Below are 14,265 nucleotides of genomic sequence, written 5' to 3'. Positions count from 1 at the left end.
GCGTCGACCCGCGGCTGGACCAGGTCGCGGCGACCCTGGGGGCCTCGCCGTGGCGCTGCTTCACCCGGGTTGCCCTCCCGCTGGCCGCGCCCGGCATGGCGGCGGGGGCCGCCCTCGCCTGGGCCAGGGCCCTCGGCGAGTTCGGGGCGACCATCACCTTCGCCGGCAACTTCGCCGGCCGGACGCAGACCGCACCGCTCGCGGTCTACGTCGCCCTCGAGCGCGATCCTGATGCCGCGATCGCGCTCAGCCTGGCCATGCTCGTGGTCTCCGTGGTCATCCTCGGGGTGCTGCGGGGGCGGTGGGTGCGGTGAGCCTCGACGCGCACGTCATGGTCCACCGCGACGGCTTCGCCCTCGACCTCGCGCTGGTCGCCGCGTCCGGCGAGGTCGTCGCCGTCCTCGGCCCGAACGGCGCGGGCAAGACCACCGCGCTGCACGCCATCGCCGGGCTCGTCCCGCTCGAGGGTGGGCACGTCCGGGTCTCCGGAGCAGCCTGGGACGCCGACGGCCGCCACCTGCCGGCGCCCTCGCGGCACACGGGAATGGTCGCGGCCGACCACCTGCTCTTCCCGCACCTCAGCGCCCTGGAGAACGCCGCCTTCGGGCCCCGCAGCCGGGGCGCGACGCGGCAGGCCGCCCGGGAGCGTGGGCGCGCCGAGCTGTCCGCGCTCGGCATCGGCGACCTCGCCCAGCGGCGCCCGCGGGAGCTGTCCCACGGCCAGGCGCAGCGGGTGGCCCTCGCTCGCGCGCTGGCCACCGACCCGGAGGTGCTGCTGCTCGACGAGCCCCTGTCCGCGCTGGACCCGGCGAGCCGCCCCGAGACCCGCGCCACGCTCGGGCACCGGCTGCGCGACTTCGGTGGGGTGACCGTCCTCGTCACCCACGATCCCCTCGACGCACTGACCCTGGCCGACCGGCTCGTGTTCGTCGACGAGGGCGCTGTGGTCCAGGAGGGCACTCCCGCCGAGGTCGTCGCCCGCCCCCGCGACCGCTACGTCGCCCACGTCGTCGGCCTCAACCTGTATGCCGGCACGGCCAGCGACGCAACCACCGTCTCCACCGCGGGGGGGCCGGTCGTGACGGCCGGGCACGACCACCGGGGGCCCTCGTGGGTCGCCTTCTCCCCGGCCGCGGTGGCTCTCTACCGGTCCCGCCCGGACGGCTCCCCGCGCAACACCTGGCCGCTCACCGTGGCGGCGCTCGAGCTGGCGGGGCAGACGGCACGGGTGAGGTGCACCGGGCCGCTCGACCTGACCGCCGAGATCACTGCGGCGTCCGTGGCGAGCCTGCGGCTGCACCCGGGCGAGCCGGTCTGGGCCAGCGTGAAGGCCTCCGAGGTGAGCGCCTACCCGGCCTAGTCGGAGCGGCCTGTCAGGACGGCTGGTTGAGCATCCACCGGTGCCCGAACGGGTCCCGCACGACGGCGATCCGGCCTGCGGGCGTGTCGCCGGGCTCGCGGTCGACCGATGCGCCGGCGTCGCGGAGACGGCCCACCAACCCGTCGACGTCATCGAGCTCGAGGTGCAGCGTGACCGGCACACCCGCCGGGTCAGGGGCGAGCACCGCCAGCTCCGGGTGGGCGTCGGAGAGGAACACCCTGGCCCCACGGATCCGCATCTCGGCGTGGCCGACCCGCCCGTCGGGCATCTCGATCGGGTCACCCACCAGCTCGGCGCCGAGGTGGGCGGCGTACCACGCCACGGCGGCCCGCGCGTCGGCGACGGCCAGGTAGGGGGTCAGTGGGCTGTCCACGGTCCGCAGGCTACGCCCGGCGCCGGCTCCACGCCCGCGTCGCGCGCCCCCTGATCTGGCGATTCAAGTAGTGGGACGTCCAACTACTACCCTTGGCCCATGCCAGCGACGAGGCTGATGCCCACCGAGGAAGGTCAGGACCTCATCGACCTGACCCGCGAGATCTGCGACAAGGAGCTGCGGCCCCGCGTCGACGAGGCCGAGAGAGCGGCCGCCTCCTCACCCCAGCTCCCCCGCGACGTCTTCCGCACCCTGGGCAGGGCGGGACTGCTCTCCCTCCCCTACCCCGAGGAGCTCGGCGGTGGCGGCCAGCCGTACGAGGTCTACCTGCAGGTCGTCGAGGAGATCGCCTCGGCGTGGATGAGCGTGGCCGTCGGCGTCTCCGTCCACAGCCTGACCTGCTACCCGGTCGCGCAGTTCGGCACCGACGAGCAGAGGGCGCGGCTGCTGCCCGACATGCTCTCGGGGGAGACCCTCGGGGCCTACTGCCTCTCCGAGCGCTCGGCGGGCTCGGACGTCGCGGCGATGACCACCCGGGCGACCCCGGACGACGCGGCCGACCCCACGGCATACCGCCTCAAGGGCACCAAGGCATGGATCTCCCACGCCGGTCACGCGGACTTCTACACCTCCTTCGTGCGCACCTCCGACGAGGGCGGCCGCGGGCTCTCCTGCTTCGTCGTGCCCGGCGACGCGGAGGGCCTGGCGTTCGGGACCCCCGAGAAGAAGATGGGCCTGCACTGCGACACCGTGAGCGAGGTGCACTTCGAGGGCGTACCGGTGGACGCCGACCGCCTCGTCGGCAAGCCCGGGCAGGGCATGGCCATCGCGCTGTCCGCCCTGGACTCCGGCAGGCTCGGGATCGCCGCTGCCGCAACGGGTCTGGCGCAGGCCGCCCTTGACGCCGCCGCCCGCTACGCGACCGAGCGCGAGCAGTTCGGGCGCCCCATCGCCGACAACCAGGGCCTGGCCTTCCTCCTGGCCGACATGGAGGCCGCCGTGACCTCCTCGCGCGCCACGTACCTCCACGCGGCGCGGCTGCGTGACGCCGAGCTGCCGTTCTCGAAGGAAGCCGCCGTCGCCAAGCTCGTCTGCACCGACGCCGCCATGAAGGTGACGACGGACGCCGTGCAGGTCCTCGGAGGAGCCGGCTACACCCAGGACTTCCCCCTCGAGCGCTACATGCGCGAGGCCAAGGTCACCCAGATCTTCGAGGGAACCAACCAGATCCAGCGGCTCGTCATCAGCCGCCAGCTGCTGCGCGGCTGAGCCACGCCACGCAGGCTCCAGCACACCACCCGAAGGGAAACCCGTTGCACATCAACGAGAACACCGTCGCGCTCGTCACCGGCGGAGCGTCCGGCCTCGGTGAGGCCACCACCCGCCGGCTGCACGCCGCAGGCGCAGCCGTCGTCGTCCTCGACCTGCCCTCCTCCCCCGGCAAGGCCCTGGTGGAGGAGCTCGGCGACCGCGTCCGGTTCGCGCCGACCGACGTCCGTGACGAGGAGCAGGTGCAGGCAGCCATCGACGCTGCTCGCGAGCTGGGCACGCTGCGGATCGCCGTGAACTGCGCCGGTGTCGGCACGCCGGGCCGCGTCGTCGGCAAGCGCGGGCCGCTTCCGCTCGAGGACTTCGCCAACGTCGTCAGCATCAACCTGATCGGCACCTTCAACGTCCTGCGCCTCGCCGCCGCCGCGATGCTGGAGAACGAGCCGGTCGACGGCGACCGTGGCGTGATCGTCATGACCGCGTCGATCGCCGCCTACGACGGCCAGATCGGGCAGGCCGCGTATGCCGCGAGCAAGGGCGGCGTCGTCGGGCTCACCCTGAGTGCCGCGCGGGACCTCGCCGACAAGGCCATCCGTGTCATGACGGTCGCGCCGGGGACCTTCGAGACGCCGATGCTCTCCGGCCTGCCGGGCGACGTGAAGTCGGTGCTCGAGGCGCAGGTGCCCCACCCGTCGCGGCTCGGCTCGCCCGCGGAGTACGCGAGCCTCGTGGCGCACATCATCGACAACCCGATGCTCAACGGTGAGGTCATCCGCCTCGACGGCGCCCTGCGGATGCCGCCCCGCTGAGCAGAGCCGACCCGCCCCGAACCGGCGCCTGCGGGCCCCCTTGCGCGGGCCCAGCCCGGCGAGGGACGATCAGTAGACCTCCTTCGGGAGGCCAGTCTCCTCCGGGAGACAGAGACCCGGCCACCTCATACGTGGCCGGGTCTCACCTGTGTCCAGCGGCTGCGCGACCACTCGGTCACCGACCGCGTCAGGACGTCGGCACCCAGTAGCGCAGCTTCACCCCGCGCTGGTCCTCGAAGACGCCACCGCAGGCCTCGATGACCTTGCGCGAGGCCACGTTGTCCTCGTCGCACGTGACCAGGACCCGGTCGAGGCCGAATCCCTTGGCCGCCAGGGGCAGCAGCGCTCGGAGCATGGCCGTGGCGTGCCCCTGCCGCCGGTGCTCGGGCGGGACGTCGTAGCCCACGTGCCCGCCGACCTCGGTGAGGAACTCGTTGAGGTGCTGGCGCAGCTGGATGCGGCCGAGGTACTCGTCGCCCTCGGCCCACCACATGGTCGTCGAGGGCACGTGGCCGGCCGGGCGGGGCGTCTCGGGCAGCGCCAGGGCCCGCACCTCGGCGACGTACTCGGCGAACACCGCGGGGTCGTGCCAGTGCGGCCCCCACTCCCGAAGGTCGCGGCCGATGGTCGAGGTGTCGTCGGGCGCGCCACGCCCCTCGGCGGCGAAGGCGGCCATCGCCCGCAGGAACGAGGCGTGGAAACGGACGTCAGGCTCGACGAGCAACGGCATGACGGGAGGCTACCGGGGCTTCAGGCACCGGCCGGCCCGGCCGTCACACCGAGGCGGCGAAGGCGTCCTCGAGGATGTCGAGGCCCTCGGCGAGGATCTCGTCGCCGGCCGACAGCGGAGGCAGGAAGCGGAAGACGTTGCCGAAGGTGCCACAGGTCAGCGTGACCAGGCCCTGGCTGTGGCAGTACTTGTTGACCCGGCCGGTGAGGTCGGCGTCCGGCGTCTTCCTCTCGAGGTCGCTGACGAGCTCGACCGCCAGCATGGCGCCGCGGCCCCGGATGTCGCCGATGACACCGTACTTCTCGGCCAGGGCCTGCAGGCGCGGGACGAACAGCGCCTCGACTGCCCGGGCCCGTCCGCGGAGGTCCTCGGCCCTCATCGTCTCGATCGCGGCCAGCGCCGACGCACACGCCACCGGGTTGCCGCCGTAGGTGCCGCCCAGGCCGCCGGTGTGGATCGCGTCCATGACGTCCGCGCGCCCCGTCAGGGCCGCGAGCGGCATACCGCCGGCGATGCCCTTGGCGGTCGTGATGAGGTCGGGCACGACGTCCTCGTGCTCGGAGGCGAACCAGTCCCCGGTGCGGCAGAAGCCGGTCTGGACCTCGTCGGCGATGAAGAGGATGCCGTTGTCGCGGCACCAGTCGGCGACCTTCTTCACGAAGCCCGGCGCCGGGACGATGAACCCGCCCTCGCCCTGGATCGGCTCGAGGATGACGGCAGCGGTGTTCTCCTCGCCGATCTGCGCGTGCACGTCGGAGACGAAGGTCTCGAAGGCCTCCTCGGCACACCGCTCGGGACCCGTGGGCCAGCGGTACGGGTAGGCCATCTGCACGCGGTAGATCTCGCTGGCGAAGGGGCCGAAGCGGTGCTTGTACGGCATGCTCTTCGCGGTGAGCGCCATGGTCAGGTTGGTGCGGCCGTGGTAGGCGTGGTCGAACGCGACGACCGCCTGGCGGCCCGTGGCGTGGCGTGCCACCTTGATGGCGTTCTCCACGGCCTCGGAGCCGGAGTTGAAGAGCGCCGACCGCTTCTCGTGGTCGCCCGGGGTGAGCTCGGCGAGCGCCTCCGCCACGAGGATGTACTCCTCGTACGGGGTGACCATGAAGCAGGTGTGGGTGAAGTCCTCGATCTGCTGGCGCACGGCGTCGATGACGCGGGGGTTGCCGTTGCCCACCGTGGTCACCGCGATGCCGGAGCCGAAGTCGATGAGCTGGTTGCCGTCCGCGTCGACGAGGATGCCGCCGGCCGCCTTCTCGACGTAGACCGGCAGCCCCGTGCCCACTCCCGCGGACACCGCGGCGAGCTTGCGCGCGTGGAGGGCCTGGGACTTCGGCCCGGGGATGGGGGTGCTGAGGACTCGCTTCTGCTCGATCACCGATCGATCATAGGGCGGCGTGATCCGCCGCCGACAGGGCGGCGGGGCTGCCTGTGGGCCCCGCGGCGCCACGGGACGACCTGCCTGACCGGGATGTCCAGGATGCCCGGATCCCGGCCGGGTGACGGGGGCTGTGCGCCCGCTCAGGCCGAGCGGACGAGCCGGTCGCGCAGGACCTCGTCGAGGGTCCCCGGCCGGTTGGTGATGACGCCGTCGACGCCCCTGTCGAGGGCCGCGTTGAGGTCGGCCACCTCGTCGACGGTCCAGGCCAGGACGTCCATGCCGAGCTGGTTGACCCGCGCCACGTAGGCCGCGTCGAGACTGCGGTGGTGCGGGTTGACCTGGTCGGCCCAGAGCGAGAGCTCGGGCAGCTGGGACGGGCGGGGCGCACCCAGCAGCCCGACGGGCACCTCCGGCTGGGCCTGCCGGTAGCGCCGCACGAAGTGCCAGTCGAAGCTCTGCACGACGAGGCGGCGGGCGGCGGCCGCCGAGGCGGCGAAGGACGGGAAGCGGTCCAGCTCCCAGGCGAGGTCCGCCTCGATGCCGAGGTGGAGCGAGGGGGCCTTGACCTCCACCAGCAGCCCGGTGGCGGTGCCCCTCACGAGGCGGATGACCTCCTCCAGGGTCGGCACCTGCTCGCCGGCGAAGGCCGGCGACATCCACGACCCGGCGTCGAGGCGCTTGATCTCGGCGAGCGTGAGGTCGCTGACGCGCCATGGGCCCCGACCCGGGAAGACCTCGGCCGCGTTCGTCGTCCTGGCCAGGGTGGTGTCGTGCACGAGGACGAGGGCGCCATCCCGGGAACGGTGGACGTCGGTCTCGATGAGGTCGACACCATGCTCGACCGCCTGCCGGAAGGCGGCGAGGGTGTTCTCGGGTGCGGTCGCGCTGGCGCCTCGATGCGCCACCCTGACGACTCGGGCCATGTTCGCGGAGCTCCTCGGTCGCGTTGTCGCGTGCGGTCTGTGCACTCCGAGCGTGGGTGGCCCGCATGACGAGGCGGTGTCGCCCGGGTGAAGGACGACGGGACGGCGCACGCACATCGCGCCCACTGCGGCACACCGGGTCTAGGTTGGGGCTCATGGCGCCTCCCAAGGCCACGTCGCCCGCCGTCGAGATCGAGGTGGGCGAGCGCGATGTGCGCATCAGCAACCCCGACCGGGTGTACTTCCCGGCGCGCGGCGAGACCAAGCTCGACCTGGTCAACTACTACCTGTCGGTGGGCGACGGGATCGTCAACGCGCTGCGCGAGCGGCCGTGCATGCTGCACCGCTTTCCCGAGGGTGTGGCGGGCGAGAAGGTGCACCAGAAGCGCGTCCCGCACGGCGCGCCGCCCTGGCTCGAGACCGTGCGCGTCCACTTCCCCCGCTACAACCGCAACGCCGACGAGCTCTGCGTCACCGAGCTCGCCCACGTCATCTGGGCGGTGCAGATGTCGACGGTCGAGTTCCACCCCTGGAACAGCCGCCGGGCCGACACCGAGAAGCCGGACGAGTGGCGCATCGACCTCGACCCCGGCCCGCGGTGCCCGTGGTCACGGGTGCAGCGGGTCGCGCACGTCGTGCACGAGGTGCTCGGGGAGCTGGGCGCGACGGGCTGGCCGAAGACCAGCGGCGGGAAGGGGATGCACGTCTACGTGCGGATCGCGCCCGACCATGGCTTCAAGGACGTGCGGAGGGCGGCCCTCGCGTTCGCGCGCGAGGTCGAGCGGCGCATGCCGGACGACGTGACGACGACGTGGTGGCGGCGGGACCGGGACCCGGCCCACCTGTTCGTCGACTACAACCAGAACGCCCGCGACCACACCATCGCCAGCGCCTACTCCGTGCGCGGCAACCCGGAGGGCACCGTGTCGGCGCCGATCCGGTGGGACGAGGTCGACGACGTGTCGCCGGGCGACTTCACCATCGCGACCATGCCCGAGAGGTATGCCGCGCTCGGAGACCTCCACGCCGGCATCGACAACGCGGTGTACGCGATCGAGCCGTTGCTGGAATGGGCCGAGCGGGACGACCGTGAGGGCGACGAGGATCCTGGCGGGAGTGACGAGGGCTGACCATGGTGCGGCCGCGGGGCGTTCATCGATCGGAGAAGGAGAAGGCCACATGACAGCCACCCCGGAAGAGTTCGCCAGCGTGCGCTACATCGTCGACGACGTGCCGGCCGCGGTCGAGTTCTACACCACCCACCTCGGCTTCACCCTGCGTCACAGCGCCGGCCCCGCGTTCGCCGACGTCGTCCGTGGGCCACTGCGCGTGCTGCTGTCCGGCCCGGCCAGCTCCGGCGCCCGCGCGACCCCCGTGGACGCCAACACGGCCGGCCGCAACCGCATCCACCTGGTCGTCGCCGACCTCCGCGCCGAGATCGACCGCCTCACCGCGGCCGGCCTGACGTTCCGGACCGACATCGTGGCGGGCCCCGGCGGGCAACAGGTCCTCATCGACGACCCCGCCGGCAACCTCGTCGAGCTCTTCCAACCCGCGGCCGGGCCGGCCGGCTGAGTCCGGGCCGTTCCTCGGCGACTTCCTGCCACGGCCCGGTCACAGCTGGTCGAGCAACCACCGCGGGCTCCTGGTACCCGCACCGGCCCCTTCGACGCGCCCGCGCAGCAACCGGTCGGCGGTGACGACGATGACATCGCGCCCGTCACCGACGGCCACCTGGCTCCTCACCTCGCCGACGATCGCGTCGTCACCCGATCCGTCTGCGTGAACGGTCCGTACGTGTCCCTCCCGGCCGGCGCGGCAACCAGGTCTGGCGTCGCCCTCGAGGACCAGCACGACCTCGCCCTGGCCCACCTGCATGTCCAACAGCCGTTCGTGCAGCCGGCGGGCTGCGCCGGCCCGATCCCGCCACCAGCCGTCGGGACGGCTGCCCACGACGTTCGCCCCGTCGACGACCAGAACTACCATCCGCCAAGCGTAGGAAACCGGGTCTGCGAGCCGCGGATCGCGACCTGTGGGGAGTCGCCGTCCGCCCCCGGACCTGGTCGCCTACCGGGGTGTCAGGACGCAGAACTCGTTGCCATCGGGGTCGGCCATGTCCACCCGGCTCCCCTCGCCCTGGCCGCTGTCGACCCGGGTCGCCCCGAGGGCCCGGAGCCGGGCGACCTCCTCGTCCAGGTCGCCGTCGGCAGGTGGAGCCAGGTCGAAGTGCAGCCGGTTCCTCCCCGTCTTCGGCGCCACCGGCGGACCACCCCACGCGATCTTGGTACCGCCGCGGGGCGACTGGATCGCGGTCTCCTGGTCCTGGTCCCAGACCAACGGCCAGCCCAGCGCCTCACTCCAGAAGTACCCGACCTCCTGCGATCCGTCGCAGGCCAGCTCCCCGAGGAACCCACAGCCGGCGAGGAAGCTGTTGCCGGGCTCGATCACACAGAACTCGTTGCCCTCGGGGTCGGCGAGCACCACGTGGCCCTCCTCCGGCTTCTGGCCCACGTCGAGGTGACGACCGCCGAGCCGGAGCGCCCGGTCCACCGTCGACTGCTGGTCCTCGAGCGTGGTGCTGGTGAGGTGCAGGTGTATCTGGTTCGGGCCGACCTTCGGGGCCTGGGTGGGCCGGAAGCAGATCCGGAACCCGGTGTCCTCGCCCGGCACGAGGGCGACGTCTCCGTGGGGGTCGTCGGCCATCTCCCGGCCCAGGACCCCGGACCAGAAGCGCGCGAGCCGGCCTGGGTCGTTGGCATCGACGCAGAGCGCAACGAGGTGGGCAGTCATCCAGCGCCTCCGATCTGCCGGCTCACGGCCGCGCGCACAGGGCGCGTCGTCGCCGCCTCCAACGGGCGCAACGCTAGGTCGCTCGACCACCGTGACGCAACGCGAAATCGACCGACGGCGCCTGCCCCCACCCCCACCGGCAGCACGAGCACCGCCGTGGCGGCGTCCGCCCGGGCCGAGAGGTTCCGCCCACCGACGGGCGGTTGCGAGCGGGCCTCGCAGCGTGGACGGTGGACCAGGGCAGGGCGACTACACCACCCTGATGGGAGCGACCACGTATCGCCTGATGTCGGGCTTTGCGGCCGCGTCCGACGACGAACGCCTCACGCAGCTGACCGAGGCGTCCAAGGTCGTGTTCGCCTCGACCCTCGAGGAACCGTTGGCGTGGGCCAACACGCGCCTGGTCCGCGACGACCCCGTCGAGGCCGTACGGTCACTGAAGGCGGAGGGCACCCGTGGGCCGCGCACGATCGGCAGCCTCACCCTGTGCCGGTCCCGCTCGAGGCCGGCCTCGTCGACCGCTTCCGGGTGGTCATCTTTCCCGTCATCACCGGCATCACCGGGCGCGAGCCGATCTACGACGGGTACCCGGACGTCAGCCTCGAGATGGTCGCCAGCCGCCTCTTCGACGGCAGGCTCCAGCTGCTCGAGTACGTGCCCACAGTCCTCAGCGGTCCGCCGGGCAGCGCTCACCCCACGACCTGAACCACGGCACGAGGACGCCCGGTGGGCGGCGCACGTCCGCACGCTGCTCGTGCCACCATGCGGATCGTGACTCCCTCTGCTCCGGACCCGCTCGACGTCAGCGGCGTGCGGCTCGCCTACGACACGGTGGCGGAGGACTACGCCAACCACCTGCCGGACACCCGCGCCGAGGCGCCACTCGACCTCGCCATGGTCGATGCCTTCGCCGACGCGGTGACCGCGACCACCGCCGGGCGGGTCCTCGACGCCGGGTGCGGCGCCGGCCGGATGAGCCGGTACCTCGCCGACCGCGGGTGCCGCGTCGAGGGGGTGGACCTGTCGTCGGGCATGGTCGCCCGGGCGCGCCGCGACCACCAGGACCTGGTGTTCACGGTGGGCTCGCTGACCAACCTCCCGTTCCCCGACGACCACTTCGCGGGGGTGATGCTGTGGTACTCGATCATCCACACGCCTCCCGCGGGTCAAGGGCGCATCGTCGCGGAGGTCGCCCGGGTCCTGCGCCCAGGGGGCCATGTGGTGGTCGGCTTCCAAGCCGGGGAGGGACCGCGCGACGTGTCAGCGGCCTACCGCCGGTTCGGTCACGAGATCGAGCTCGAGCGCCACTGCTACACGGCGGACGAGGTCGCCCTGCAGCTCGAATCCGCAGGGCTGCGGGAAGTGTGCCGCATGGTGCGACGCGCCCGGGGCACGGAGAGGGACGACCAGGCCGTCTTGCTCGCCAGGGCCGAGCAGGTTGCTTCCGGCCACCGAGACAGCGGCACTTCGGTACCTTCCGGGCGGGCAGGGATTGACGGCTGACGGCCGGATACTGCACTGGATCTTGACCACGGACCGCCACCGATGGGACCAGGCATGGCCGCTCGATGCTTGCCGTGGGCGCCGACGGGAAGAAGTCCAGTGCCAGGCGATGGCTGCGGGCGGACACGGTGACGGACCCGGAGCACCACCGGTTCGGTGGCCTCCTCCTGTCCAACGTGCCTGGGACGACACCTTCGGCTGGGCGACCACACCTGCGGCGGCTGTGGGTTGGTTTGCCACGAGCGCCGACACGTGCCGCGTCTACATCCGGCTGACGGCCGACCGAGTTCGCGCGACAGGAGTCGGTCGGACCGCGGACGCCTTCGTGGCGTTCGCCTCCACGTCCATGCCGGAGGGCACACTGGCTCATGCTCGACAGGCGGGGCCGATCGGCTTCTTCCCCAACAACTGCACGTGGGCGAGCCGGGTCGCCCTCGGACCCATGGTGTTGGTGGGAGACGCGGCAGGGGCCTTGGACCCCACTCAGGGGCGTGGCACGTCTCCTGCTCTGTCGAGACGTTCGCGCGTTGAGCGAACTGCTGATCGCGGATGGGGACTGGGACCGGGCGACCAGCGAGTACGCGAGGCAACGGCAGGCGTACTACGAGGTCCTTCGTGCCTACGACCGGTGGTGCGCGCTCCTGGACGCGGAGGAGGGACCCGAGGCTGACCGCCGACGCGAGCTCAATGCGGCCGCCCGTGAACCAGACCCCACGCTCGGTGGGTTCGCAACCCTGGAGGCCCGCGGCCCGGACGAGCTGGTCCCGGACGAGGAGGCGCGTCGGATCTACTTCGGCGAGTAGGGGCCCGGTCGGCTGAGGTGCCTACGATCGACGGCATGGACTTCGACCGCTACACCGTCGTGCTGCTGCTGACCCCGGCCGACCCGCCGCAGCTCTCGGCGGAGGAGGCCGACCGGCTCCAGGACGCGCACCTGAGCCATCTGGCCGACCTCCACGATCGCGGCGTGCTGCTCGCTGCCGGGCCGCTGGGCGACCCGAGCGGCCGGCGGCACTACCGCGGCCTGTCGATCCTGCGCTGCGAGCCCGACGAGGCGCTGCGGCTCAAGGGAGAGGACCCGGCCGTGCGAGCTGGTGTGTTCGACCTTGTCGCGATGCCGTGGATGCTGCCTGCCGGCGCGATCCACTTCACGCCGACGACGTTCCCGCGATCGGCCGGCGACGTGTAGGCACAACAACATTCGAGGATGGACCAGCACCACGAGCGAGGGGAGGAGACTGCCCGGGGGACTCGAGCATCTCCGGGGTGTGCTCTCGATCCGGTCAGGAATCGAGAAGCGCCACGGGGTGGTGGAGCCTAGCCTTCGAGGGAAGGCCGGCCTGAGACCGAGCCACCGAGCGTCGAGAAGGGAGACCCGAGATGCCCGCGGAGAATGCCATGACCGAGTCGGGCGGCTTCAGCGTCGAGGAGCGTGCCGCGATGAAGGAGCGCGCCGCAGAGCTGCGCGCAGAGGGCAAGAGGGGAGCCAAGGCGGCCGACGGCCTGCAGGCGGCCCTCGACAGCATCGCGCAGATGGCGCCGGAGGACCGTGCACTCGCCGAGCGCGTGCACGTCACCATCACGTCGACCGCCCCCGAGCTGTTGCCAAAGACCTGGTACGGAATGCCCGCGTACGCGAACGCGGAAGGCAAGGTCGTCGTCTTCTTCCAGGACGCGGGCAAGTTCAAGTACCGGTACGCGACCCTCGGGTTCCAGGACGCGGCGAACATCGACGACGGCGACCTGTGGCCGGTGGCGTACGCGCTCATCAGGTGGAGCCCCGCAGTGGAGAAGAAGGTCGTCGAGCTGGTGCGGGCCGCGGTCTCGTGACCGGCGCCGCCGCGTGCTCCTGTCAGAGCCGGTCCAGCGGGATCGCGAGGTCGGTCCCGGTGAGCCGGATCGTCTCGTCGTAACCCCCGATGACGCGCAGGGTGCCGCGGCTGAGCCCCACGGTCGAGAACGACGCCCGCCCGCGACCGGCCTCGGGAAGCGTCCGGCTGCGCCCGGTCCGCGGGTCCAACACCTCGACACCCGGGCCACCGCCGGCAACCACGACCCGGCCATCGGGGAGCACCGCGGCCCCGGACAGCTTGTAGCGACCGTGGTCCAGGCGCGGGCCCGGCCGGAAGAGGTCGGTGGTGGGGTCGAAGAGCTCGGTCTCGGCCAACAGGTCCTGGTCGTCCGTGGTGCCGCCGATGACCAGCGCCTGACCGGAGCCCAGTGTGACCAGCGCGTGTTTGAACCGGCCGGTGAGGAGGGGGCCGACCCGGCGCAGCGTCCCGTCCGGGAAGACCCGGACGGCAAGCCCTGTCGCCCGGCTCCGCCGGGACTCACCTCCCGTCAGGAGCACGCTGCCGTCGGCGAGCGAGGTCGCCGCGAGCCCGAGGACGGCCTCCGGCAGCACAGGCCCCGGGGAGAACCGCCCAGTGACGGGGTCGAAGATCTCCGTGCTCGCGGTGAACGTGTCGTGGTCCACCCATCCCCCGGCGACCAGCACCCGACCGTCTCCGAGACGCGCGGCGGCGTGCCCGCCCCGAGCCGTCTGCATGCCTTCCGCGTCCGCCCAGCGCCCCGTCTGCGGGTCGTAGATCTCGGCTCCTGCGAGCGGCGCCCGGCCCTCCGCAGGGAACCCTCCCGTGACCAGGACCCGCCCGTCGGCGAGGGCGGTCGCGCTGTGCGCGTCCCGCGGCTGGCGCAGCGACCCGGTCGGTGCGGCGCGTAGTCCTTCGACGACGTAGGTCGACGCGGTGGCCGTGCTGCACCCGTCGATCGCACAACCGCCCGCCACCAGCAACCTGCCGCCCGGCAGCTCGGTCATCGTGTGCGCGGCCCGCCGGGCAAGCTCACTCGGCGCACCGGCGGACGCGGACGGGCCAGCCGCCCCGCTCGCACCTGAGCGGCCGGGCCCCGTGTCCGTGCCAGACGTGCAGCCGGCCGCGAGCAAGCCAGCCAGGAGGACTGCGAGAGACCTCACTGCACCAATGTCACACACGATGCGCCAACCTGCCGTGCCTGCTCTGCCACCGACGTCGTACGCCTGGGGAGGACATGCCGCGGGCCCCGCCGTCTCCGGCGGGGTGTGGGGCGGGGTCACGCCGGCTCGGCCTCG

17 protein-coding genes and 1 pseudogene are annotated in these 14,265 nt (G+C 72.5%); 11 read left to right on the top strand and 7 right to left on the bottom strand.

Annotation, left to right across the window (positions count from 1 at the left end; genetic code table 11):
- Together VIB11_RS11300 and VIB11_RS11295 are read left to right on the top strand one after the other, a co-directional pair.
- The coding region (locus tag VIB11_RS11300) for an ABC transporter permease subunit (RefSeq protein WP_332031297.1) at nucleotides 1–314 on the top strand (314 nt) is incomplete at its 5' end.
- Nucleotides 311–1,360 (top strand): ABC transporter ATP-binding protein, encoded by a 1,050-nt coding sequence (locus VIB11_RS11295; RefSeq protein WP_332031295.1) that lies wholly within the window; start codon nucleotides 311–313, stop codon nucleotides 1,358–1,360. The genes VIB11_RS11300 and VIB11_RS11295, both read left to right, overlap by 4 nt.
- A 13-nt stretch (nucleotides 1,361–1,373) precedes the next feature.
- Here VIB11_RS11295 and VIB11_RS11290 read toward each other — a convergent pair whose 3' ends face one another.
- Complete coding sequence (locus VIB11_RS11290; protein ID WP_332031294.1) at nucleotides 1,374–1,754, bottom strand: VOC family protein; 381 nt, start codon at nucleotides 1,752–1,754, stop codon at nucleotides 1,374–1,376.
- 99 nt (nucleotides 1,755–1,853) lie between these two features.
- Here VIB11_RS11290 and VIB11_RS11285 point away from each other — a divergent pair, with 99 nt between their 5' ends.
- Together VIB11_RS11285 and VIB11_RS11280 are read left to right on the top strand one after the other, a co-directional pair.
- Nucleotides 1,854–3,023: an acyl-CoA dehydrogenase family protein gene (locus tag VIB11_RS11285; protein WP_332031292.1), complete on the top strand. Its 1,170-nt coding sequence runs from the start codon at nucleotides 1,854–1,856 to the stop codon at nucleotides 3,021–3,023.
- A gap of 44 nt (nucleotides 3,024–3,067) precedes the next feature.
- A complete protein-coding gene (locus tag VIB11_RS11280) occupies nucleotides 3,068–3,832 on the top strand; it encodes a 3-hydroxyacyl-CoA dehydrogenase (RefSeq protein WP_332031290.1) in 765 nt (254 codons plus the stop codon).
- A 187-nt stretch (nucleotides 3,833–4,019) separates the two neighbouring features.
- Here VIB11_RS11280 and VIB11_RS11275 read toward each other — a convergent pair whose 3' ends face one another.
- From VIB11_RS11275 to VIB11_RS11265, 3 genes are all read right to left on the bottom strand, one after another.
- Complete coding sequence (locus VIB11_RS11275; protein WP_332031288.1) at nucleotides 4,020–4,562, bottom strand: GNAT family N-acetyltransferase; 543 nt, start codon at nucleotides 4,560–4,562, stop codon at nucleotides 4,020–4,022.
- A gap of 43 nt (nucleotides 4,563–4,605) precedes the next feature.
- Nucleotides 4,606–5,937 carry a 4-aminobutyrate--2-oxoglutarate transaminase gene (gene gabT / locus VIB11_RS11270; RefSeq protein WP_332031286.1) on the bottom strand — a complete coding sequence of 444 codons (1,332 nt, stop codon included), beginning with the start codon at nucleotides 5,935–5,937 and terminating at the stop codon, nucleotides 4,606–4,608.
- A gap of 143 nt (nucleotides 5,938–6,080) precedes the next feature.
- Nucleotides 6,081–6,863 carry a glycerophosphodiester phosphodiesterase gene (locus VIB11_RS11265; protein WP_332031284.1) on the bottom strand — a complete coding sequence of 261 codons (783 nt, stop codon included), beginning with the start codon at nucleotides 6,861–6,863 and terminating at the stop codon, nucleotides 6,081–6,083.
- Nucleotides 6,864–7,018: 155 nt separating this feature from the next.
- On the opposite strand from VIB11_RS11265, the gene ligD reads away from it, so the two are divergent.
- Nucleotides 7,019–7,993 (top strand): non-homologous end-joining DNA ligase, encoded by a 975-nt coding sequence (ligD, locus tag VIB11_RS11260; protein WP_332031282.1) that lies wholly within the window; start codon nucleotides 7,019–7,021, stop codon nucleotides 7,991–7,993.
- Nucleotides 7,994–8,042: 49 nt separating this feature from the next.
- Nucleotides 8,043–8,438 carry a VOC family protein gene (locus VIB11_RS11255; protein WP_332031280.1) on the top strand — a complete coding sequence of 132 codons (396 nt, stop codon included), beginning with the start codon at nucleotides 8,043–8,045 and terminating at the stop codon, nucleotides 8,436–8,438.
- 39 nt (nucleotides 8,439–8,477) lie between these two features.
- Here the strand turns inward: VIB11_RS11255 and VIB11_RS11250 are convergent, their stop codons facing one another.
- Nucleotides 8,478–8,849 (bottom strand): hypothetical protein, encoded by a 372-nt coding sequence (locus VIB11_RS11250; protein WP_332031278.1) that lies wholly within the window; start codon nucleotides 8,847–8,849, stop codon nucleotides 8,478–8,480.
- Between the two features lie 81 nt (nucleotides 8,850–8,930).
- Nucleotides 8,931–9,653, bottom strand: coding sequence for a VOC family protein (locus VIB11_RS11245; protein WP_332031276.1), 723 nt, complete (start codon nucleotides 9,651–9,653; stop codon nucleotides 8,931–8,933).
- 238 nt (nucleotides 9,654–9,891) lie between these two features.
- Between VIB11_RS11245 and VIB11_RS11240 the strand changes: the two are divergent.
- The 5 genes and pseudogenes from VIB11_RS11240 to VIB11_RS11220 form a co-directional block, all read left to right on the top strand.
- Nucleotides 9,892–10,358: pseudogene (locus tag VIB11_RS11240) on the top strand (dihydrofolate reductase family protein); the annotation flags it as partial.
- A 57-nt stretch (nucleotides 10,359–10,415) separates the two neighbouring features.
- Nucleotides 10,416–11,156 carry a class I SAM-dependent methyltransferase gene (locus VIB11_RS11235; protein WP_414695815.1) on the top strand — a complete coding sequence of 247 codons (741 nt, stop codon included), beginning with the start codon at nucleotides 10,416–10,418 and terminating at the stop codon, nucleotides 11,154–11,156.
- A gap of 527 nt (nucleotides 11,157–11,683) precedes the next feature.
- On the top strand, nucleotides 11,684–11,959 hold the full coding sequence (locus VIB11_RS11230) for a hypothetical protein (protein ID WP_332031272.1): 276 nt from the start codon (nucleotides 11,684–11,686) through the stop codon (nucleotides 11,957–11,959).
- A gap of 35 nt (nucleotides 11,960–11,994) precedes the next feature.
- Nucleotides 11,995–12,345 (top strand): YciI family protein, encoded by a 351-nt coding sequence (locus VIB11_RS11225; protein WP_332031270.1) that lies wholly within the window; start codon nucleotides 11,995–11,997, stop codon nucleotides 12,343–12,345.
- A 191-nt stretch (nucleotides 12,346–12,536) separates the two neighbouring features.
- Nucleotides 12,537–12,986 carry a hypothetical protein gene (locus VIB11_RS11220; protein ID WP_332031268.1) on the top strand — a complete coding sequence of 150 codons (450 nt, stop codon included), beginning with the start codon at nucleotides 12,537–12,539 and terminating at the stop codon, nucleotides 12,984–12,986.
- Nucleotides 12,987–13,008: 22 nt separating this feature from the next.
- Here VIB11_RS11220 and VIB11_RS11215 read toward each other — a convergent pair whose 3' ends face one another.
- Complete coding sequence (locus VIB11_RS11215; protein ID WP_332031267.1) at nucleotides 13,009–13,974, bottom strand: Kelch repeat-containing protein; 966 nt, start codon at nucleotides 13,972–13,974, stop codon at nucleotides 13,009–13,011.
- Nucleotides 13,975–14,265 lie beyond the last annotated feature (291 nt).

It is taken from the genome of Pedococcus sp., assembly GCF_036554925.1.
GTDB lineage: Bacteria > Actinomycetota > Actinomycetes > Actinomycetales > Dermatophilaceae > Pedococcus_A.
Note: the sequence above shows the minus strand (reverse complement) of the source record. Positions and strands in the feature narration are given on the sequence as shown.